A 20,342-nucleotide genomic window follows, 5' to 3' on the forward strand; every position below is an offset into this window, starting at 1 on the left:
CGGAACCGTCCTGTGAGAACGTCCCACACGCCACCGGTAGCCTGGCCGACACGGAACCCCGCGCTGACCACGCCGCCGACAGCCACGACCGCATCCGCGTGCGGGGCGCGTGAGAATAACCTGCGGGACGTCGACGTCGACCTCCCGAAGCGGCGGCTGACCGTCTTCACCGGTGTGTCCGGCTCCGGCAAGAGCTCGCTCGTCTTCGCGACGGTGGCGGCCGAGTCGCAACGGATGATCAACGAGACCTACAGCGCCTTCGTGCAGGGGTTCATGCCGTCGCTCGCCCGACCGGACGTCGACGTCCTCGACGGCCTGACCACCGCGATCGTCGTCGACCAGGAGCGCATCGGGGCGGACCCGCGCTCGACGGTGGGCACGGTGACCGATGCGAACGCCATGCTCCGGGTGCTGTTCAGCCGACTCGGCACGCCGCACATCGGGGGACCGAACGCGTTCTCGTTCAACCTCGCGACCGTGACCGCGGGTGGGGCGATCACCGTGCAGAAGGGGAAGGACGCCACGGCCGAGAAGGTCTCCTTCACGCGGCTCGGCGGCATGTGCGCCGACTGCGAGGGGCGCGGTTCGGTCACCGACATCGACCTCAGCCAGCTCTTCGACGACACGAAGTCCCTGGCGGACGGCGCGATCACGATCCCGGGGTACGGCACCGACGGTTGGAACGTCCGGATGTTCGCCGAGTCCGGGTACGTCGACAAGGACACCCCGATCCGCGACTTCACCGATCAGGAGCGGGCTGACTTCCTCCACCGCGAACCGACCAAGCCGAAGATCGCGGGCATCAACATGACCTACGAGGGCCTGGTGCCCCGCGTCCGCCGGTCGTTCCTGCAGAAGGACCGCGAAGCGATGCAGCCGCACATCCGCGCCTTCGTCGACCGTGCGGTGACCTTCACGACGTGTCCCGCGTGCGACGGCACCCGCCTGAACGACGTGGCCCGGTCGTCCACGATCGCCGGCAAGAACATCGCCGAGGTCTGCTCGATGCAGATCACCGACCTCGCGACCTGGCTGCACGGCCTCGACGAGCCGACCGTCGGACCACTCCTCGACGGGCTGCGCGACGCGGTGGACTCCTTCGTCGAGATCGGTCTGGGCTACCTGTCACTCGACCGGCCGACGGGCACGCTCTCCGGCGGCGAGGGCCAGCGTGTCAAGATGGTGAAGCACCTCGGGTCCTCGCTGAGCGACGTCACCTACGTGTTCGACGAACCGAGCACGGGCCTGCACCCGCACGACATCGAGCGGATGAACGGACTGCTGCTCCGGCTGCGCGACAAGGGCAACACCGTGCTGGTGGTCGAGCACAAGCCCGAGGTCATCGCGATCGCCGACCACGTCGTCGACCTCGGCCCGGTGCGGGCACCCACGGCGGGACCCTCTGCTACGAGGGGCCGGTGGACGGCCTGCGGGGGAGCGCCACCGTGACCGGGAAGCACCTCGACGACCGGGTGACCCTCAAGGCGAGCGTCCGCGACCGCACCGGGGCCATCCCGATCCGCGGTGCCGACACCCACAACCTGCAGGGGGTCGACGTCGACGTCCCGACCGGGGTGCTCACGGTCGTCACCGGCGTGGCAGGCTCCGGCAAGAGCACGCTCATCCACGGGTCGCTCGCACCGCGCGCCGACGTCGTCGCGATCGACCAGGGCGCGATCCGCGGCTCCCGGCGCAGCAACCCGGCGACCTACACCGGGCTGCTCGAACCGATCCGCAAGGCCTTCGCGAAGGCGAACGGGGTGAAGCCCGCCCTCTTCAGCGCGAACTCCGAGGGGGCCTGCCCGGCGTGCAACGGTGCCGGCGTGATCTACACCGACCTGGGGATGATGGCCGGCATCGCGACGCCGTGCTCGGAGTGCGGTGGCAAGCGGTTCGACCAGTCCGTGCTCGAGTACCGGTTGGGCGGGAAGGACATCAGCGAGGTCCTCGCGATGCCCGTGGCCGAGGCGGAGCAGTTCTTCGCCGGGGGCGAGGCGAAGATCCCGGCGGCGCACACCATCCTCGCCCGGCTGGTGGACGTCGGACTGGGCTACCTGACGATCGGACAGCCGCTCACGACGCTGTCCGGCGGCGAACGGCAGCGCCTCAAGCTGGCCACACACCTCGGCGACGACGGCGGCATCGTGGTGCTCGACGAACCCACCACGGGCCTGCACCTGGCTGACGTCGATCAGCTGCTCGGGCTGCTGGACGGCCTGGTGGACTCCGGCAAGACCGTCGTGGTCATCGAGCACCACCAGGCCGTGATGGCGCACGCCGACTGGCTCATCGACCTCGGCCCCGGTGCCGGTCACGACGGCGGACGCATCGTGTTCGAGGGCACGCCTGCCGATCTCGTCCGCGCGCGGTCGACGGTGACGGGGGAGCACCTGGCGGCGTACGTCGGCGCCTGACGCGCAGCCACGACCGGAACACGAGCCGTGCGTACGGTCTAGCGCGTTCCGAGTGACGCTCATGCTCGGCTGCCCGGCCATCGGCGAGCGTCCTCACCGAAGGAGCTCTCCATGTCCACGAACGGATACCCGCCCGCGCAGAACGCCCCCGGTCAGACCCCCGCGACGAACGGTGGCAACGGTCTGTCGATCGGCTCGCTCGTCCTCGGGATCGTCGGCGTCGTCTTCTCGTTCCTGTTCGTCTGGGTCGGCCTGATCGCCAGCATCATCGGACTCGTGCTCGGCATCATCGCCCGACGCCGCCCGACGAGCAGCCGCGGCATGGTGCTCGCCGGCATCATCCTCAGCGCGATCGGCCTCGTCCTGTCGATCGTCTTCATCATCATCGCGCTCGCGATCGTCGTGCCGGCCGTCACCAACAACTGACGCGCCCGGCAGGCGGACTGGAGGCGCGTGGCGGCATCGCCACGCGCCTCCAGTCCGTCATCGGTGCGTCTCCCGGACCGCCGGACGCCCGCTCAGGTCGCCGCGCGTAGCGTGCCGCGCATGAGCTACAGCCAGCCCGACCCCTCGGAAGAGACCACCCAGGCCGAAGCGCCCGAGCAGCCCGACACGGACCGCGAGGTCCTCGAGGAGCGCGACGACGAACAGGCCGCACTCGAGATCGACGCGGACGACGTGCCGACCGACGGTGAGGACCCGGGCGCCGACGCGGAGTCCTGATCCGTCCGGCCGAACGGTCAGTCCTGCGGGACAGGCGGCCGCAGCACACCGTCCGCATCGATGGACGGAGCGGTTCCGGGGAAGTCGCGTTGTCCGAACCGATCGACGAGGGACGCCGCGCGACCGGTCGGGTCGGGCACCGGACGCCCGTCGTCGTACTCGAAGTCCACTGATCGCAGGCGGCCGTCGACGAACGTCCCGTCGTCCTGCAGCGTGAGCTCCAGGAAGGCTCCGAAGCGCGTGGCCCGTTCGGCTCCGAAGACGCCGCCACCACCGAAGTTGCCGAGGCTGTAGGCGATGAGCCTTCCCTTGTGGAACTCGGTGCCCCGGAGGCTGTGCGGTCCGTGGCCGATGACGACGTCTGCTCCGGCGTCGACCGCCGCGTGGGCGAACGCCCGGACATCGCCCCGGTCTTCCCCGTACATCTCCTCTCGCCCTGGACGGACGGCGTTCGCCGCCGGGCCCTCGGCACCCATGTGCGCGTGCACGACGACCACGTCAGCGGTGGCTTCGGCTGCCGCGACCAGCTTCCGGACGTGCCGGAGGTCGGTCACCCGGTTCGTCCCGGCGTACGGCGCGAATCCGATGGTCGCGACGATCGTCCCGCCGATGTCCGAGCACGCGACCTGGTCCGTGCGACCGACGCTCGCGATGCCCACGGCCGCCAGCGCTTGTTCGGTCCTCCGGTACCCCGCGGGGCCGAAGTCACCAGTGTGGTTGTTGGCGAGGTTCACGAGATCGAACCCGTCCAGGTGCTGCGCCGTCTCCGGGGCGCTCCGGAACGCGAGACAGTCCGCTCGCCCCTCGCACTTGTCGTAGCCCGTGTCGTCGGAGATCACCTGCTCGAGGTTGCCGGTGACGAGGTCCTGCGTGAACCACGACCGGACGGCGGCGAAGTGCCCGGCGCCGCCGTCCGCGGGGACGCGGTGTCCGACGTCGTGCACGAGCACGTCGCCGACGGCACCGATCGACACCTGACCGGGCACCTCCGCATCGTGGTGCGGCGTGTTGTTGGTGCACCCTGCGATCGAGGTCACGTGGGTGGCACCGACGCTGGTGGCGGCGATCAGCGCGACGGCGAGGCCGATCCGCCACGGGATCCGTGCACGGTTGCCGAAGGAGCGGCTCGATGCTCGGTCGCCGGGGAGACGAACTCGTAGTGTCGGACCCCGCCCTGCAGCGTCCCGGGAGATCGAACAGCCACGTCGCGCGGTCCCGTTCGGCCAGCCGGGCCAGGCCGAGGCACGCGGCGATCAGCACCGCCGTGAGGACGACCGGGAGCGTCGCAGCGGCGACCAGTTGCACCGCCGGTCGTTCTGACGACAGCCACCCGTGCAGGAGCGCGTCGACGACCGCCAGCAGCGGCATGTGGATCATGTACACGGGCAGGGTGCGCCGCCCCAGCCGTCGCAGACCCGACCCGATGAACCGCACCCGTCCGAGCCACGGCGCCACCGCGAGGGCCATCGCCACGCCCAGCAGCGAGACGACGGGCCACACGCCAGGGGTCTCCTGGGTGCGGGTCAGGCGCATCAGTGTGAAGGCGGCGCCGTACGCCGCGACCGCGCCGAGTGCGACGGGCACCGTGACGCGGGGGAGGGTCCGTCGGATCCGCGGGGCGAGGTGCGCTCCGAGCAGGAAGAACGTCAGGTTCGCGAGGAGCGAGCCCCGGTTGCTGACGATGTCGACGGCGCCGGCCGTGACCAGCACCGTCAGCACTGCGGCAGCCGAGACGACCACCCACGGCGGGAGCCGGACGAGCGTCTTCGCCACCACGAAGTACAGCGCGAGGGCGTACAGGTACCAGGTGTCCGGGGGGCTGATCGTGACGGCTTCGACGAACGCACCGACGCCGCGCGGGACGAGCGTGGGAAAGTCCGGGAAGGCCCACATCGCCGCGGTGTGGATGAGCGACCAGAGCAGGTAGAGGTACAGGAACCGGACCACCCGGGGTCGGAGCACCGCGGCCCACGGCCTGCGCAGGGCGTCGGCGGCGTAGAACCCGGAGACGAGCAGGAAGAGGGGCATCAGGAAGGGCCAGACGAAGTCGGCGAGCAGGCCCCACACGCCGGGTACCGGGACGGGCAGGTGCCAGTCCACTTGGAGGAGGTCCTTCATGACGACGTGCCAGAAGACCACCAGGACGATGAGGAGTCCCTTCAGGGTGTCGCCCCACGCATCGCGGCTCATCGGGCGGTCTCCGTCGAGGGGAACGCCGCGGCGAGGAGCTCCCGGACGAGTTCGACGTACGGCAGGCCGACCGCCTGGTACATGCGGGGTACCTGCGACTGCTCGGTGAACCCGGGGGAGGTGTTCACCTCGTTGAGCACGACGCCATCGGTCGTGACGAAGAAGTCGAACCGTGCCACGCCGGCGCACCCGAGGACCTCGTACAACGTGCGCGCGGCGTCGTCGACCGCAGCGTGTTCGTCGTCGCTGAGCCGGGCGGGCAGGGTGAAGGCGGCGGTGCCGTCGTACTTCTGCTCCCGGTCGAAGAGCGTGCCCTCCGCGACGCCGATCTCGAGCGTGGAACCGGTCCGGAGCGCGCCCGAACGATCGCGGAACACGGCGATGTCGACCTCTCGTCCGGTGACGAACGTCTCGACCAGGACGTCGCTCCCAGCAGCTCGCGCCGAGGCGAGCGCCCCGGGGTACTCGTCGACCGCACGCACGACGGAGACGCCGTTGCTGGAGCCGCCCGTGGTCGGCTTGACCACGATCGGCGGCGCGAACGGGAGCTCTCCCGCAGACGCTCCAGCGCGGACGAGCGCGGCCGGTGCCGTCCTGATGCCCACGGCCTCGGCGATCGTCTTCGTCACCCACTTGTCCATGCCGAGGGCTCCGGCGCGGACGGGGACCCGGCCACCGGCACCCCGATCATGTCGAGCAGACCGGCGACGGCTCCGTCCTCGCCGTGCTCTCCGTGGAGGGCCGGGAACGCGACGTCGCACGACGTCAGCAGCGCGACCGCATCGGCCGCCGTCAGAGCGGGACCGTCGGTGTGCTGCCACGAGGCGTCCGCGGTGATGGTCAGGAGGACGGCGTCGAGGCCGAGCTGTCGGATCGCGCGTCCCACGGCGGCGGCCGAAGCGAGCGACACGTCGTGCTCGGCGTTCACCCCGCCTCCGATGACGGCGATGCGGTGCGGTGCGGCTGTTCCGGCGTGCTCAGGCATGTGCGGTCTCCGTGGTTCGGCTGGCGGTCCGGTGGACCCGGGCGACGCGAGATCCGATCCGGGTGACGATCTCGTGCTCGATGGTGTCGGCCCAGCGCGCCCAGTCGGCGACCAGCGGAGCGCCGTCCGTACCCGGCCCGAAGAGCGTCACCGTCTCGCCCAGGTGGAGGCGGTCGTCGCCGGTGTCCACCACGACCATGTCCATCGAGAACCGGCCGACCAGGGGCCGTCGCCTGCCTCTGACGAGGACCTCGGCGCGGCCGGAGGCGCTCCGCGGGAGTCCGTCGCCGTAGCCGAGGGGGAGCAGGGCCAGGTTCGTCCGACGGTCCACCACGTGGTCGCCGCCGTAGCCGATGCCGACGCCGGCGTCGACCCGCCGGACGCCGACGACCGGTGCGGTCAACGACAGTGTCGCCTGCAGGTCCGTCGCGGTGCCCGACGGGTCGATGCCGAACAGGCCGGCGCCGATCCGGTGCACCTCGTACCCGTCCCCGACGCCCGTGACGGTGGCGGCGGTGGCAGCGAGGTGCGTGACGAACCCGCTGAGGCCCCGGCGGCGGGCGGTCCGGACAGCGTTCGCGAAGAGGAGCCGCTCGCGGTCGTTCTGGGGGTTCTCCGGCTGGTCGGCGCAGGACATGTGGCCCATCACGCCGACGACGCGGACCGTGCCGAGCGCGTGGAGCTCTCGTGCCGCGCTGCACAGCGCAGCCCAGTCGGACGGCGAGGCACCGTCGCGCGCCATGCCGATGTCGACGTGCAGGTGGATCCGTGCGGTGCGACGGGTCCGGAGCGCCGCACGGCTGACGGCGCCGAGCAGTTCCGGGCCGGCCACCGCGACGTCGACGTCGGCGAGCAGCGCACCCTCGAAGTCCGCGTCGACGGGATTGAGCCAACTGACCACCGGCACCGCTGCACCGCTGGAGCGGACGGCGAGGGCCTCGTCGATCGTGGTGACGCCGATCGAGGTCGCACCGCTGGCGACGACCGAGTGGGCGATCGACCCGTGCCCGAACCCGTCTGCCTTGAGGACGGCCATCAACCGACCGCCCGTCCGGGACGCGAAGGCGGCCACGTTCTGCCGGACGGCAGCGTCGTGGACGAGGAGCATCGGTGCGGAGGCCGTCATGCGCCGAGCTGACTGGTCGACAGAACGCTGGAATACATGTCTACAGGTTGGCGCAGCGGGATCGCCCGGTCATCGTCCGGATGGATGAGGTCGACCGCCGCGGGACCCAAACCGTCGGCGCCGGGCGGATGACGGCAGCGTCCGTCCGGGGTGCCAGGACCGTCCGGTGGTCGGCTCAGCTTCGCCGTCCGCCTCCAGCGCACCGTGTCGACGCGCGGGAAGGGCGACGATGCGCGACGTGGTTCGGGGTGCGGCCCGCCAGCCGAGGCACCTGAGCAGTCGTGGTCGGGCGGGCGATGACGCCGAGGCGTTCATAACCTCGGCATCACCGCCGCCTCCGTCGGGTCACGTCACCGGCGGTCGGTCCTCCGAGGCCGACGACGGACCAGCAGGAACCCGCCGCTGACGAGCAGGAGTGCAGCAGCGGCAACGAGCACGCCGACGCTCTCGGCGCCGGTGAACGCAAGCCTGTCGGCGGACGTCCGCTCATTCGTTCCCGGTCGGTCCGCCGTGGTTCCGCTCCCCGACGTGACTGACGTACCGGGGTGCGTCGGGTCGATCACCTGACCCTGGTCCTCGGGGCTGACCGGGCTGACCGGCTCGACGGGGTCGACGGGATCGACGGGATCGACGGGCGGGACGATCGGGGTCACCGCTACGGGCATGATGCCTGCGTCGACCGTGTCGTTGCGCTCGACCCCTGCAAGGCGTCCTTCGTCAGACCGGAGTGCCGCGATCGTGATGGTGCCGGTCGAGCCGTCCTCGTCCGCGTCGGAGTCGTTACCGTGGTCGCCGCCGACGAGTTCCTCGGCGAACTCGCGGCCCTCGGGTGCGGTCCAGTGCACGCGGTAGGTGCCAGGCCGGAGCCCGTCGAAGTGGTACTCCCCGTCGTCGTCCGTCGCGGTCGCGGCCACCACCTCGTGCCCCCGGTCGTCCTCGCCGGTCAGCCGGACCGGCACCGTGGCGATGCCCGGCTCTCCACGGTCCTGGACGCCGTCACGGTTCTCGTCGGACCACACGCGGTCGCCGACGGCTCCCGCCACCACGGTGATCGTTGCGGGGTTCGACTGGACGGGGAGGGCGAGGTTCGACGCCCGCAGCCCGAAGCGGTTGGTGTACCGGTCGCCGTCCTGCTGCCCGCTGGTCACGACCGCCACCTCGTGCTCGACCGTCTCGCCGACGCCGACCGAAGCGGTCCGCAGGATGCGGAACGCTGTCACGGTCGCGAGTCCGGTCGGACATCCGGCGGCGCCGAACTCGGCCTCGGTGCACCACGGGGTCGCGCCACCCGGCGTGTTGGACTGGTCAGCGCCATCGAGGGCGACGTGCGATGCCCTGCGACTGGTGTAGCGCACGCTCTCGCCGGAGTCCACGTCGACTGCGATCGGCTCCGCCAGTCCGATCGATCCGTGGAAGGCGGAGTTCCGCCCGTCGCCGCGGTGGGGGAGCACGTCGATCACGTCGAGTCCGTCGATCGTGCTGGCATCGGTGTTCGTGTACCCCAGCGTCCACTCGAGCACGTCCCCGGTGACGACCACCGGATCGACGGCGGCCTTCTGGACACCGACGCCGCCGGTCGTGACGATCTGCAGCGCTCGGGCGGCGTCACGGAACTCGGCGGCCGACCGGTCCGTCGGGGAGGCGATCTCCGTGACGTTGGTGATCGGGCCCGCCGGCGCGAGGTTCGAGATCGCCGTCGTGTAGGTGATCGGGTCGATGGCTTCGTTCGGGCGCACGACCAGCGTCCACGTGAGGCGTTGGAGGCCGTTGCCGTCGGCGTCCTTCGTCGTGTCGATGTGCGGCGGCAGCGAGGCGCTCCCGGCGGCGTAGGCCATGTGGCGGGGGAGCACGTCCCGCACGGTCACGGTCGTCTCGATCCCCGTGGTGTGTCCGTTCGTGAGCGAGGGGTACAGGGCGTAGTCGACGGTGTTGCCGGCGACCGCGAAGCTGGTGTCGTCGGGGGTGTCACCCGCGTCGTGGCCGGGGTCGACGATCTTCTTCTGGATCCGGGCGAGGTTCTCGGTGATGAGGACGCTGTCCGACAGGGGACCGGCTCCGAGGTCGGGGTCCGACCAGATGTCGTGCAGCCAGTGCTCGGCCCGGTCGCCGAACCAGACGTGGCCGAAGTCGTACGCACGCGTGCCGTCGGCCGCGTCCTCGACGGTGACGTAGCTGTACAACGCAGCGGTGTCGCCTCCTGCGATGTCCCCGGTCGCACGGACCGCTCCGACGGCCGCGATGCCGCCCGGGACGTCCTCGGGCTGGTCGTACCAGGGGCCGTCCTGGTCGTCGCACGTCGCCCGCTGGCCCGCAGCGGGCGACGGCATGTCGTAGGCCGCGTACTGCACCTTCGCGGCGGACAGGTTGCTGGTGTCTGCGGCGACCTCGCCGTCACCGGCGCGCGTGAGGCGTTGCGTGTCGCGGTCGAACGTGTCGCAGATGATCACGCCGTGGAAGGGGGACAGCCCCGGGTTCTCGGCACCGACATCGCTGCGGAGCACCGAACCGGGAGTCGTCCAGGGTCTCCGCCGCGAGCGGACCCCTGCTCGACCGTCCGTCCGTCGTCGTCCACACGGTAGAGGTTCTTCTGCGCCGATCCGGCGGCGGCACCGACGATCGTGCGCGTCGCGACGTTGTCTGCGAGCGGCTCCGTGCCGCCGGGGAAGTTCGTCGTTCCGCTGGCGGAGGTGGTCTGGAGAGCCGTGTAGGTGTTGATCGATCGGGCCGAGCTGCCCGCCGACGGGTTCGGCATCCACAGGCTGATGAAGCCGCTGACGAAGGTGAACTTGGCGCCGCCGGCGATCGGGCCGTTCGTGATGCTCTTCGACGGGATGTGTGTCGGGTCGGTGACGGTGCCGTCGATCGTGACGTCGATGTCCCGGCCGGGGCCTGACTGGTCGCACGTGAACCGCCCGGAGTCGGTGACCGCGTGCTCGCCACCGCCAACGCCGCCGGGGAGCCCGCCCATCTGCGAGTCGCCGAGCAGGTTCGGGCCGCAGACGGGGTTGCCGGCGTTCCAGAGGACCGCGTTGGACGGCACCGTGCCGAGGATCTGCGTGAGGTCGTCGGTGAAGGTCATCGGGCCGGCACTCCGCTCGAACCCGAGGAGGCCCTGGCCCGCGACGACCGGCTGCCAGTCGACGGCGATCGGGTACACCAGCTGCAGCCCGTTGGTCGTGCCGTCCGGTCCGGTGACCCCGGTCCGGAGGGTCGACGCGTGGACGGCGTTGCTGAGGTTGTAGCGGGCAGCCGCCGAGACGGTGGTGGCCGGGGACGTCGCCTCGACGGGGCCGTTCCCCGCGTTGTCCGCCGTGGCGGTGACGTGCACGGCGAGCGAGTCTCCGTTCCGCAGGTCGCCCGAGACGTCGAGGACGATCGGGACGAAGACGGTGGTCCCCTCGTCGAGCGTGCCGATGGTGCACCGCAGCTCGGCACCGCTGATCGCCGACCCTGCACCCGTGCAGACACCGGGGACGCCGGCCCAGGTCGTCCCCTCGGGGGCGGTCGCGATGAAGCGTTCGTTCGTGCTCGTCGCGTCGTTCGAGTTCAGGGACACGCGGTAGGTGATCGCGTCCATCGTCCGCACGACGCCGTTCGCAGCGCTGGTGTCACCGCCGGCATCGTCGGTCGGCGTGAACGGACCGTTGCCGTCCTCCGCGACCTCGATGTGGAGGCCGATCGTGCTGGACGTCGCCGCTGTGCCGGTTCGAGGGGGAGGCGCGGGACTCGGCGGCGGTGTCGGCCTGCCCGCCGTGACGGCCGCCCGTGACGGTTCCGGCGCGGGCTCTGCGTCCGGTGCCGACCCGGATGCGATCGAGGTCCCTCCGGAGCCCGACGTCAGCTCCGACGCCGTCTCGGTGGGTTCGTCCGGCTCGCTCGCCAGCGCGGGGGCGGCCGGGATCACGACTCCGACGACGATGCCGAGGGTGATCAACGTCGAGGCTGTGGCGTGCGCGGTGCTGCGGATTCGCATGGGTCTCCAGTTCTCGCGACGTGCAGGGTGCGGGATGTCGGGCTTGAGCGCCCGATGGAGTCCGAGCATAGAACTGGCATACCACATCTACAATGCCTTGCAGCCGCGAGGATTTGCTCCGGGTCAGGACCCGGAGTGCTGCACTCCAGCAGGGGTGGCGTCCGTGTGCCAGCGCAGTGGGTGTCGGCCTGCTCGGATTGCTGCACCGGAGCCGACGAGAAACGCCCGACCGGTCTCACCACCGTCCGCACACGAGCGCCGATAATGCATATTATGTCAACTCAGGTCCCCGGAACGGATCCCCGTGGGATGCTCGACGCCATGACCACCAAGCCCACGATCCTGTTCGTCTGCGTCCACAACGCCGGACGCTCCCAGATGGCAGCCGGGTACGCACGGGCACTCGGCGGCGACCGTGTCGAGGTGCTCTCGGCGGGCTCCGAGCCGAAGGACGCGATCAACCCGGTGGCGGTCCGCGCCATGGCCGAGGACGGCATCGACATCGCGGGCACGCAGCCGAAGGTCCTCACGACGGACGCCGTCCGGATCGCCGACGCCGTCGTCACGATGGGCTGTGGCGACGCCTGCCCGGTCTTCCCCGGCAAGCGCTACGAGGACTGGGAGCTGACCGACCCGGCCGGCAAGGACATCGAGGACGTCCGACCGATCCGCGACGAGGTCAAGCAGCGCGTCGAGGCACTCCTTTCGCAGTTGCTCGACTCCCCCGTGTGACGGCCGATGGACCGGCGCAGTTCACCCACGTCCGGGACGGCGTCGGCGGACCGCCTGCCACGTTGCGAGAGCGATGCCGGTCAGCAGCGCGACCGCTCCGAGCACCACCCCGGCGAGCAGGTGCGCGGGGCCGGTGAACGCGAGTCCGCCGGAGCCCGTCTGGTCGTCCCACGCCCAGCCCATCGGCCCGGCACCGCCGCCCGCGGGAGCCGCCGACGCAGTCGGGGTGTTCGTCGGCACAGGTGACGGCGTCGGGTTCGGGTCGACGAGCCACGTGTTCGTGACGACGCACGTGGTGTCGTCACCTGCGGCGACCGTCACGGCGTCGCCGTCCGACACCGCTGCAGCGCCGCAGTCCCACCCGTCGGAGCGGAAGCCCTCCGTCGGTCCGTCCTCGCGGAGCGTGTACGTGCCAGCCGGCACCGCGCGTGCCGTGACCGCCTCGTCGCCACTCCGACCGGTGACGGTCTCCGTCGCTCCGGTCGCGGTGAGGACCCAGTCCGTCGGCGGAGCCGTGCCTGCCGGAGCGCCGACGACGTCCTTCCGGAGCGTCAGTGTTCCGGTGGCGGTGACCCCCCTCCGCGACGTTCGTGACGACGCAGACGACGTCGGCGTCCTCGGGGACGGTCACCACGCCGGCGTCCGACACCGGCACCACCGCCTCGCCGTCTGTGCACGCCCAGCCCTCGCTGCGGAAGCGCGGCGGCCCCGACTCCGACAACCGGTACTCCCCCGGTGCGACGCTGACGGCCTCGACGGCGCCGGACCGTCCGGTCACGGTCGTGTCGCCGTCGGACGACGTGGCCGTGAGGGTCCACGAGGACGGTGGCTCGTCGGATCCCTCCACCGCCTTCCGGAGCGTCAGGGTGGACGCCGCCGCATCGGCGCAGGCCACCTGCGCGGCGAAGGCGTAGTCGTGGATCTCCCGAGGCGCTCCCGGCCCCTGGTCGGACCCGTGGGTGAACGACGCGGCGACGACGTTGCCGGACAGGTTCTGCGTCTGCGCCCAGGTGACGGCGGCGTTCGGCGCGTACAGACTGCCGTTCAGCTCGGCGGTGTTCCCGACGACCGCCACCGCGGTGGCCTCCGGGAAGTTCCAGAGCACGTACGGCGAGGCGGCCTCCGGCCACCCCTGTCGTGGGAGCGTCCCGCTGAAGGTGGTCCCCGTCACCGTGATGACGAGCGGCGTCGAGGCGGAGAGCGCCTGACCGTCGAGCAACCCGATCTGCGAGATGTTCGCGAGCTCGGACGGCGTGAACCTGAGGAAGTTCGTCCGGCCCGGGACGAGGTCGACGTACACCTGCGGTGTGGGAGACGTGACCGGTCGTGGCACCGTCGGGGACGTCGCGGTCGGCGCGCTGTACAGGGCTTCGGTGGCCGGACACGCGGCGATCGCTCGCGACAGCGGACGGTAGGCGGCGAAGGCCCCGGCGATGTCCGGGGCGCCCCGGAGGTCGGCGACGGACGCCGCCGTCTGCGGCACGGTGTCGCTGCCGATCCGCGGGGTCGCCGTCGGGTCCGTCACGCCCGCCGGGACGACCTGGTACGAGTTCGGGTTCTCCTGCAGCACCGTCCACGCGGTCGGGCTGCCCCCGAGCTTCGTGTACCCACCGTTCGCGATGTTCAGCACCGACGTGCTCCCGGCCCAGTCCACGCCGCCACCGGCGTACAGGTACGTGTCGCGTTCGTCGCCGGGTGAGCGGAACGTCGGCGGCGGCGTCGCACCGGCGCCCACGTTGTACGGCTGCCGGAACCGGACGGTCCCGGCTGCGGCCATGGTGCCCTCGGACTCGTCCACACCGGGCCCCACGGTGACGTCCCCGTCGGCGATGACGAGGAAGCCGGAGTTCGCGCGCCGGTCGAGGGTCACCGGGTTCACGGCCTCGACCGCGGCTCGAGCCGGTTCGACCGGGCCGACGAGGGCGAGACCGGACGTGACGACCAGAGCTCCTGCGACGAGGACGGCGGTCAGCGCGCGACTCCGGCCGCCGATCGGACGTCGGTCGGCCTGCCGGCCCTGGTTCGCGTGTGCCATCCAGCCACGCTGATCGATCGGCGGACCGGTGACACCGCCCGGTCCGGGTGATCCCGCTGCCGAGCGCGACGTTCAGACGACTGCGACGCTCAGACGACCGCGACGGTCATGCCCGCGGAGGTGGCGGGCCCGTCCATCGCGACGAGCGCCGCCGGCAGGTCCTCGAAGCCGATCGTGCGTCCCACCGACTCAGCCGGCCGCAGCCGTCCGGCGACGACGTCGTCGAGCATCGCGGCGTACTCCCCCACGGCGATCCCGTGGCTGCCGAGCAGCTCGAGCTCCTCCGCGATCACGCGGCCCATCGGGATCGCGGGCGTCGCCTCGTCGTCGAGCAGCAACCCGACCTGCACGTGCCGGCCCCGCGGCCGCAGCGAGGCGACGGCCGCGACCGAGGTGGCCCGGCTGCCGAACGCGTCGACCGAGACGTGCGCGCCTCCGTCGGTACGAGCCCGCACGGTGGCGACGACGTCGGCGTCCATCGGGACCACGACGGCTCCGAGCGCCTCGGCCCGTGCCAGGGCGGACGGTGCGACGTCGGTCGCGATGACCCGGGCGCCGGCCGCGACGGCCACGATGACGGTCGACAGGCCGACGCCGCCGCACCCGAAGACCGCGACCCACTCCCCCTCGGCCACCCGTCCGCGGGCGTGCAGCGCGTGGTACGCCGTGCCGAAGCGGCAGCCGAGCCCCGCGGCCTCGGCGAAGCCGACGCCGTCGGGCAGCCCGACGAGGTTCACGTCGGCGTGCGGCACCACCACGGACTCGGCGTACGAGCCGGGCAGGGTGAAGCCCGGCTGCTGCTGGCGGGTGCACACCTGGGTGGCGCCGGCCCGGCACTCCGCGCAGGTGCCGCACGCGAAGACGAACGGCGCGGTCACGCGGTCGCCGACCGAGAATCGCGTCACCGCCGACCCGGTCGAGGAGACGACCCCGGCGAACTCGTGACCCGGCACGTGCGGTAGACGGACGGAGTCGTCGTGCCCCTTCCAGGCGTGCCAGTCGCTCCGGCACACACCGGTGGCGGCGACGCGCACGACGACCCCGTCCTCCGGGGCGACGGGGTCGGGGAGGTCGACGATGGCGGGGACGGCACCGAACCGGTCGTACTGCACTGCGCGCATCCCGCCATCCTGACAGAGGCTGGACCACGTCAGGGGCGTGCGGCGCACCGCCGAGCCGCCACCCGCCCGTCGCCACCCGACCGCCCGTCGGACGGAGGCGACGGGGCGGACGACCCCCGCGCCTCCAGGCCGGCGACGACACCGGCGACGACACCGGAGACCACACCGGCGACCCTGCCGGAGACCACACCGGCGACCCTGCCGGTGACAACACCGGCGACGCTGCCGGGGTCCACCGTGGCGGGATCGGCCGTTGCCCCCGAACCCGGACCCCCGGTTCACTGGGCGGATGGGACTGCGCTTCTCCGACGACCCCGCCGACCTCGACGTCGCCCGTGTGCACCGCTGGCTGAGCGAGGAGTCCTACTGGGCCCGCGGACGCGACCGCGCCACGCAGGAGGCGATCATCGCGGGGTCGCGGAACTTCGGCGTGTACGACGACGCCACCGGGCAGCAGCTCGGGTACGCCCGCGTCATCACGGACGGTGTGACCTTCGGCTGGCTCGCCGACGTCTTCGTCGACCCGGACGCCCGCGGGCGGGGTGTCGGCGTCGCGCTGGTGCAGGGCGTGACGGCGGCGATCGAGCCGCTCGGGCTGAAGCGGTTCGCGCTCTTCACGGCCGATGCGCACGGCCTCTACGAGCGCTTCGGGTTCCGGCCGCTGCCGGACGCCGACGGGTGGATGATGCGGCCCGGCCCCGGCTTCGGTGCCGACGTGCACGACTGACCCGCTGGTCGACAGAGCGCAGCTGAGGTGCAGGCCGGCCCCCGGGGCCGCGCTTGTCCACGGAGCGCGGGCGACGCGCCCGCGCCGGTCCCCCGGCCGCCGAACCCCGGTAGAAGGAGGAGCAGGGGTCGCGCCCAACGGCGGGTGCGGGGATGGAGGAACGGTGTCCGTGCGCCGGAAGCAGACGACGACCACCACCACAGCCCTCGGCACCGCGGCGGTGATCGCCCTCGTCCTCGGGGGCTGCGCCTCCGGCATCCAGCCGCGCGACGACCGCGACGTGGACTACTCGCTCGACGCCCACCTCACCGGCACGCTCGACGTGATGGGCTTCGGCCTCGGTGACGACGTCGCGACGGTCCGCGACCGCGACGCCCGGGCCGCCCTCGGCGGGGACGTCCGCGTCTCGATGGCGGAGGGCGCGCTCGACACCCAGACGTTCCTGTCCGCGGTCGCGGCCGGCGACCCACCGGACCTCGTCTACGCCTCGCGCGACGACATCGGATCCCTCGCGACGCAGGGTGCACTCCTCCCCCTCGACCGGTGCCTCGCCGGTTCGGACACCGACACGGCGCAGTTCCGCGACTCCGCGGTGGCCCAGGTCTCGCACGGTGGGCACGTCTACGGCGTCCCCGAGTTCAACCAGCTGCAGATCGCGATGGCGTCGACGGACCTGCTCGACCGGTCGGGGCTGTCGATGGCGGACGTGAACGGCTCGGACTGGTCGGCGATGACGGCGGCGAACGAGGCGATGACCCGGACGACCGGCAAGCGCCTCGACGTGATGGGGGTCGACGCGAAGCTGCCGGACTTCTTCTGGCTCTGGACCCTGGCGAACGGCACCCGGCCGATCTCGGAGGACGGCCGGACGGCGCAGCTCGACGACCCGGCCGTGGTCGAGGCCCTCGCGCACGCGGTCTCGCTGACCGAGCCCGAGGGCGGCTTCGACCGGGTGAAGGCGGTGCGGGACGCGGCCGACCTGTTCGGCGAGGACAACCCGTTCGCTGCGGGGAAGCTCGGCGCCGAGCCGATGGACAACTGGTACGTCAACGTGCTCGAGGACGTCAGCCCCGACGTGCGCCTGCAGTTCGACGCGTTCCGCGACCGGAAGGGGCAGCCGATCGCGTTCGCCGGCGGCAGCGCCTGGGCGGTCCCGGTCAACGCCCGCGACCCGCAACTCGCCTGCCGGTACGCGGTGACGATGACGAGCGTCGACGCGTGGCTCGACGCCGCGAAGTCGCGGATCCGGGAGGGCGCCAAGACACACAAGCAGTTCACCGGCCTGCTGACCGCGAACCGCACGGCGGACGCCCGCATCGAGCGGCTCGCACTCGACCAGGCGTCGTCGCAGGGCCGGTCGTCCGACGACCAGTGGGTCCAGGCCGTCCGGGCGATCTACACGGCGAACGACCGAGCGGTCTCGGCCCCGGCGAACCCCGCGGCGGCCGAGTTCGCGAAGGCGTGGCAGGACGGGGTGAACAGCGTGCTCAACGGGCAGGACACCCCGGAGCGGGCGATGGCCCGTGCGCAGCAGGTGGCCCAGCGGGCGCTCGACGACGCCTGGGCCGAGGAAGGACGACGATGACCACGATCCAGCGCCCCGCGGCGGCCATGCCGCCCGGAGCGGAGCGGCCCACTCCCGCGCCGCCGGCCGCCCCGGCGTCCGCCGACGGCGCCGCCGCGAGGCCACCAGCGCCCTGCTCTTCATCAGCCCCTGGATCATCGGCTTCCTCGTGTTCACCCTCTGGCCGATCCTGCAGAGCGCGTGGCTGTCGATGACCGACTACGACGTCCTGCACGCGGCCCGCTGGGTCGGCTGGGACAACTACGTCGAGCTCTTCCATGACCCGAAGGTCGCCCTCTCGCTCGGCAACACGGTGCTCTACACGGTGCTCGAGGTGCCGGCGCACGTCCTGGTGTCCCTCGCGCTCGCACTGTTGCTGGCCCGAGCCGGTCGGTCGTCCGGCTTCTTCCGGACGGTCTTCTTCCTGCCGAAGATGACCCCGGCGGTGGCGGTCGGCGCCCTGTTCCTCCTGGTGTTCAACGGGCAGGACGGCCTGGTGAACCGTGCGCTGGCGTTGGTCGGCATCGACGGACCGGCGTGGACCACCGATCCCGCGTGGGTGAAGCCCGGCCTCGTCATCATGAGCCTCTGGACCGTGGGCGCGAGCGTGGTGATCTTCCTCGCCGCCCTCCGCGCCGTCCCGACCGACCTGCTCGAGGCGGCGACCCTCGACGGCGCGGGCCCCTGGCAGCGGACGCTCCGGGTGACGCTCCCCCTGATCAGTCCGACCGTCTTCTTCGTGACGGTGGTCACCACGATCGCGTCGTTCCAGACGTTCACCGAGTCGTACACCGCGTTCTTCGGGGCGTCGAGCTCCGCGTACGGCAACGACGCGGCCCTGTTCTACGTCATCTACCTGTTCCAGCAGGGCTTCGAGTACCTGCACATGGGCTTCGCCTCCGCGATGGCCTGGGTGCTGTTCGTCATCATCCTCGCGGTCACGATCGTCCAGATCCGCGTCTCGCGACGGCTCGTCCACTACGAAGGCGGTGACGCATGAGCGCCGGGACCCTGCCTGGAGGCGGGGCCTCCCCCGACACGACGGTCGGCGTCGGCGCCGGGCCGGTCCCACCCCGCTCGGTGCGGGCCGGTGCGGTCGGCGCGGTCCGCCCCGACCGCGGCTCCGGCCGCGGCTGGCGCCGCGGGCTGACCGTCGCTGCGCTGGTCGTCTGCGCCGTCGTGTTCCTGTACCCGTTCCTCTGGCTGGTGAGCGCGTCGTTCAAGCCGCGCAGCCGGGTGTTCGACAACGCCCTGATCCCCCGCACGTTCACGTTCGACAACTACGTGACGATCTGGCAGACGGCACCGATGGCGCTGTGGATCGTGAACACGCTCGTCGTCACCCTGCTCGCCACCGTGGCCGTGACGTTCACCTCGGCGATGGTCGCCTGGGGCTTCGCGTACTTCCGGTTCCGCGGGCGCAACCTGCTGTTCGGGTTGGTCCTCGCGACGATGATGCTGCCCGGCGCGGTCACGATGATCCCGACGTTCATGATCTGGAACACCCTCGGGCAGTCGGGGACGCTGACGCCGCTGTGGGCCGGCAACCTGTTCGGGTCCGCGTTCTACGTGTTCCTGCTCCGCCAGTTCTTCCTGGGGCTGCCACGGGACACGTTCGACGCGGCGACGGTGGACGGAGCCGGGAACTTCCGGGTGTTCTGGTCGGTCGCCCTGCCGCTCTGCAAGCCGGCGCTCGTCGTGACCGCGCTGTTCGAGGCGCAGGCGAGCTGGACCGACCTGATGAAGCCGCTCATCTACCTGCGCGACTCGTCGACCTTCACGGTGCCGCGCGGGCTGAAGGCGATGGTCGACCAGTTCGGGTTCGGCGGCGAGTTCCACTGGGAGCTCATCGTGACCGCGTCGGTGATCACGACGGTGCCGATGATCATCCTGTTCTTCATCGGGCAGCGGCAGTTCGTCGAGGGGATCGCCACGACGGGCACGAAGGGCTGAGGCACGGCACCGACTCGCGGCGCCGTGCCCCGGGTTCCGACCCGCGGCGCAGCGCCGCAGGCGGTGCTCAGTACTCGACGCGGCCCTCGCGGTCGTGGAACTCGCCCGTCGGCCCGTCCGTCCCGATCGTGGCCAGCGCCACCGTCGCGTCGGTGCCCTCGGTCACGGTCTGGTGCCCGCCGAACCCGTTGAACTCGGTCGCGGTGTACCCGGGGTCGCTCGCGTTCACGCGGAACCCGGGCAGGTTCTTCGCGTACTGCACGGTCAGCGCGATGAGCGCGGCCTTCGACGCCGCGTACGGGATCGACGGCACCGGGAACTCGTCGCGGCCGGGCGTCGTGAGCCACCTGGCGAAGCCGACGCCGGACGCCACGTTCACGATGACCGGGTTCGCCGACCCGCGCAGCTTCGGCAGCGCCGCCTGGGTGACCCGGACCACGCCGGTGACGTTCGTGTCCAGCACGGAGGCGATGGCGTCGGCGTCGAGGTCGTCCACGCCGAACGAGGTGCCGAGCACCCCGGCGTTGTTCACGAGCACGTCGAGCGACGGGATGGTCGCGACCGCGCGGTCGATGCTGTCCTGGTCGGTCACGTCGAGCCGGACGACGTGGGCGCCGAGGGCACGGGCCTCGTCGCCGCGGCTGGTGTCGCGCATGCCGGCCCAGACGGTGTGCCCCGCCTCGACCAGGCGCCGGACGGTCTCGAGTCCCAGGCTGCGGTTGGCTCCGGTGATGAGTGTCGTTGTCATGCGTCCAGCCTGCGCCCGAGCGCCGCGCTCCCCAGGCACCGCACGACGGTG

Annotated in this window: 16 protein-coding genes and 4 pseudogenes; 8 read left to right on the plus strand and 12 right to left on the minus strand. The window is 71.7% G+C overall.

What is annotated here, in order from left to right:
- Window positions 1–41 precede the first annotated feature (41 nt).
- The 3 genes and pseudogenes from ACZ8AI_RS11405 to ACZ8AI_RS11415 all read left to right on the plus strand — a co-directional run bounded on the left by ACZ8AI_RS11405 (window position 42) and on the right by ACZ8AI_RS11415 (window position 3,137).
- Window positions 42–2,414, plus strand: a pseudogene (locus ACZ8AI_RS11405) (ATP-binding cassette domain-containing protein).
- A 111-nt stretch (window positions 2,415–2,525) separates the two neighbouring features.
- Window positions 2,526–2,840 (plus strand): DUF4190 domain-containing protein, encoded by a 315-nt coding sequence (locus ACZ8AI_RS11410; RefSeq protein WP_071292409.1) that lies wholly within the window; start codon window positions 2,526–2,528, stop codon window positions 2,838–2,840.
- Window positions 2,841–2,960: 120 nt separating this feature from the next.
- Window positions 2,961–3,137: a hypothetical protein gene (locus ACZ8AI_RS11415; RefSeq protein WP_464858321.1), complete on the plus strand. Its 177-nt coding sequence runs from the start codon at window positions 2,961–2,963 to the stop codon at window positions 3,135–3,137.
- Between the two features lie 17 nt (window positions 3,138–3,154).
- Here ACZ8AI_RS11415 and ACZ8AI_RS11420 read toward each other — a convergent pair whose 3' ends face one another.
- The 7 genes and pseudogenes from ACZ8AI_RS11420 to ACZ8AI_RS11450 form a co-directional block, all read right to left on the minus strand.
- Window positions 3,155–4,174, minus strand: coding sequence for a CapA family protein (locus tag ACZ8AI_RS11420; protein WP_464858322.1), 1,020 nt, complete (start codon window positions 4,172–4,174; stop codon window positions 3,155–3,157).
- Between the two features lie 226 nt (window positions 4,175–4,400).
- Window positions 4,401–5,327, minus strand: a pseudogene (locus ACZ8AI_RS11425) (acyltransferase family protein); the annotation flags it as partial.
- Window positions 5,324–5,956, minus strand: coding sequence for a D-alanine--D-alanine ligase family protein (locus tag ACZ8AI_RS11430; protein ID WP_464858323.1), 633 nt, complete (start codon window positions 5,954–5,956; stop codon window positions 5,324–5,326). The gene ACZ8AI_RS11430 and the pseudogene ACZ8AI_RS11425, both read right to left, overlap by 4 nt.
- Entirely contained in the window at window positions 5,953–6,312 is a 360-nt protein-coding gene (locus ACZ8AI_RS11435; protein ID WP_464858324.1) for a hypothetical protein, read from the minus strand. Before ACZ8AI_RS11435 ends, ACZ8AI_RS11430 begins: the two co-directional genes overlap by 4 nt.
- Window positions 6,305–7,438, minus strand: coding sequence for an alanine racemase (alr, locus tag ACZ8AI_RS11440; protein ID WP_464858325.1), 1,134 nt, complete (start codon window positions 7,436–7,438; stop codon window positions 6,305–6,307). Before alr ends, ACZ8AI_RS11435 begins: the two co-directional genes overlap by 8 nt.
- Window positions 7,439–7,788: 350 nt before the next feature.
- On the minus strand, window positions 7,789–9,939 hold the full coding sequence (locus ACZ8AI_RS11445; protein WP_464858326.1) for an SdrD B-like domain-containing protein: 2,151 nt from the start codon (window positions 9,937–9,939) through the stop codon (window positions 7,789–7,791).
- Window positions 9,882–11,411 (minus strand): hypothetical protein, encoded by a 1,530-nt coding sequence (locus tag ACZ8AI_RS11450; protein ID WP_464858327.1) that lies wholly within the window; start codon window positions 11,409–11,411, stop codon window positions 9,882–9,884. The genes ACZ8AI_RS11445 and ACZ8AI_RS11450 overlap by 58 nt, the downstream gene beginning before the upstream one ends.
- A gap of 321 nt (window positions 11,412–11,732) precedes the next feature.
- Here ACZ8AI_RS11450 and ACZ8AI_RS11455 point away from each other — a divergent pair, with 321 nt between their 5' ends.
- Entirely contained in the window at window positions 11,733–12,143 is a 411-nt protein-coding gene (locus ACZ8AI_RS11455) for an arsenate reductase ArsC (protein WP_464858328.1), read from the plus strand.
- 21 nt (window positions 12,144–12,164) lie between these two features.
- On the opposite strand, the gene ACZ8AI_RS11460 is transcribed toward ACZ8AI_RS11455, so the two are convergent.
- The 4 genes and pseudogenes from ACZ8AI_RS11460 to ACZ8AI_RS11475 all read right to left on the minus strand — a co-directional run bounded on the left by ACZ8AI_RS11460 (window position 12,165) and on the right by ACZ8AI_RS11475 (window position 15,299).
- Window positions 12,165–12,464: a hypothetical protein gene (locus ACZ8AI_RS11460; RefSeq protein WP_464858329.1), complete on the minus strand. Its 300-nt coding sequence runs from the start codon at window positions 12,462–12,464 to the stop codon at window positions 12,165–12,167.
- 24 nt (window positions 12,465–12,488) lie between these two features.
- Window positions 12,489–12,698 (minus strand): annotated as a pseudogene (locus ACZ8AI_RS11465) (hypothetical protein); the annotation flags it as partial.
- A 52-nt stretch (window positions 12,699–12,750) separates the two neighbouring features.
- Window positions 12,751–14,178, minus strand: a pseudogene (locus tag ACZ8AI_RS11470) (collagen-binding domain-containing protein); the annotation flags it as partial.
- Window positions 14,179–14,267: 89 nt separating this feature from the next.
- A complete protein-coding gene (locus tag ACZ8AI_RS11475; protein ID WP_464858330.1) occupies window positions 14,268–15,299 on the minus strand; it encodes an alcohol dehydrogenase catalytic domain-containing protein in 1,032 nt (343 codons plus the stop codon).
- A gap of 289 nt (window positions 15,300–15,588) precedes the next feature.
- On the opposite strand from ACZ8AI_RS11475, the gene ACZ8AI_RS11480 reads away from it, so the two are divergent.
- The 4 genes from ACZ8AI_RS11480 to ACZ8AI_RS11495 all read left to right on the plus strand — a co-directional run bounded on the left by ACZ8AI_RS11480 (window position 15,589) and on the right by ACZ8AI_RS11495 (window position 19,543).
- Complete coding sequence (locus tag ACZ8AI_RS11480; protein ID WP_464858515.1) at window positions 15,589–16,026, plus strand: GNAT family N-acetyltransferase; 438 nt, start codon at window positions 15,589–15,591, stop codon at window positions 16,024–16,026.
- A gap of 163 nt (window positions 16,027–16,189) precedes the next feature.
- Window positions 16,190–17,611 carry an ABC transporter substrate-binding protein gene (locus ACZ8AI_RS11485; RefSeq protein ID WP_464858331.1) on the plus strand — a complete coding sequence of 474 codons (1,422 nt, stop codon included), beginning with the start codon at window positions 16,190–16,192 and terminating at the stop codon, window positions 17,609–17,611.
- Window positions 17,550–18,590: a carbohydrate ABC transporter permease gene (locus ACZ8AI_RS11490; RefSeq protein WP_464858332.1), complete on the plus strand. Its 1,041-nt coding sequence runs from the start codon at window positions 17,550–17,552 to the stop codon at window positions 18,588–18,590. The genes ACZ8AI_RS11485 and ACZ8AI_RS11490 overlap by 62 nt, the downstream gene beginning before the upstream one ends.
- The gene (locus ACZ8AI_RS11495) at window positions 18,587–19,543 is read left to right on the plus strand and encodes a carbohydrate ABC transporter permease (protein ID WP_464858333.1); all 957 of its coding nucleotides are present in this window, start codon (window positions 18,587–18,589) and stop codon (window positions 19,541–19,543) included. Before ACZ8AI_RS11490 ends, ACZ8AI_RS11495 begins: the two co-directional genes overlap by 4 nt.
- 67 nt (window positions 19,544–19,610) lie before the next feature.
- Here the strand turns inward: ACZ8AI_RS11495 and ACZ8AI_RS11500 are convergent, their stop codons facing one another.
- Window positions 19,611–20,291, minus strand: a complete 681-nt coding sequence (locus ACZ8AI_RS11500; protein ID WP_464858334.1) for an SDR family NAD(P)-dependent oxidoreductase — start codon at window positions 20,289–20,291, stop codon at window positions 19,611–19,613.
- Window positions 20,292–20,342 lie beyond the last annotated feature (51 nt).

It is taken from the genome of Curtobacterium sp. AC273 (genome assembly GCF_979253735.1).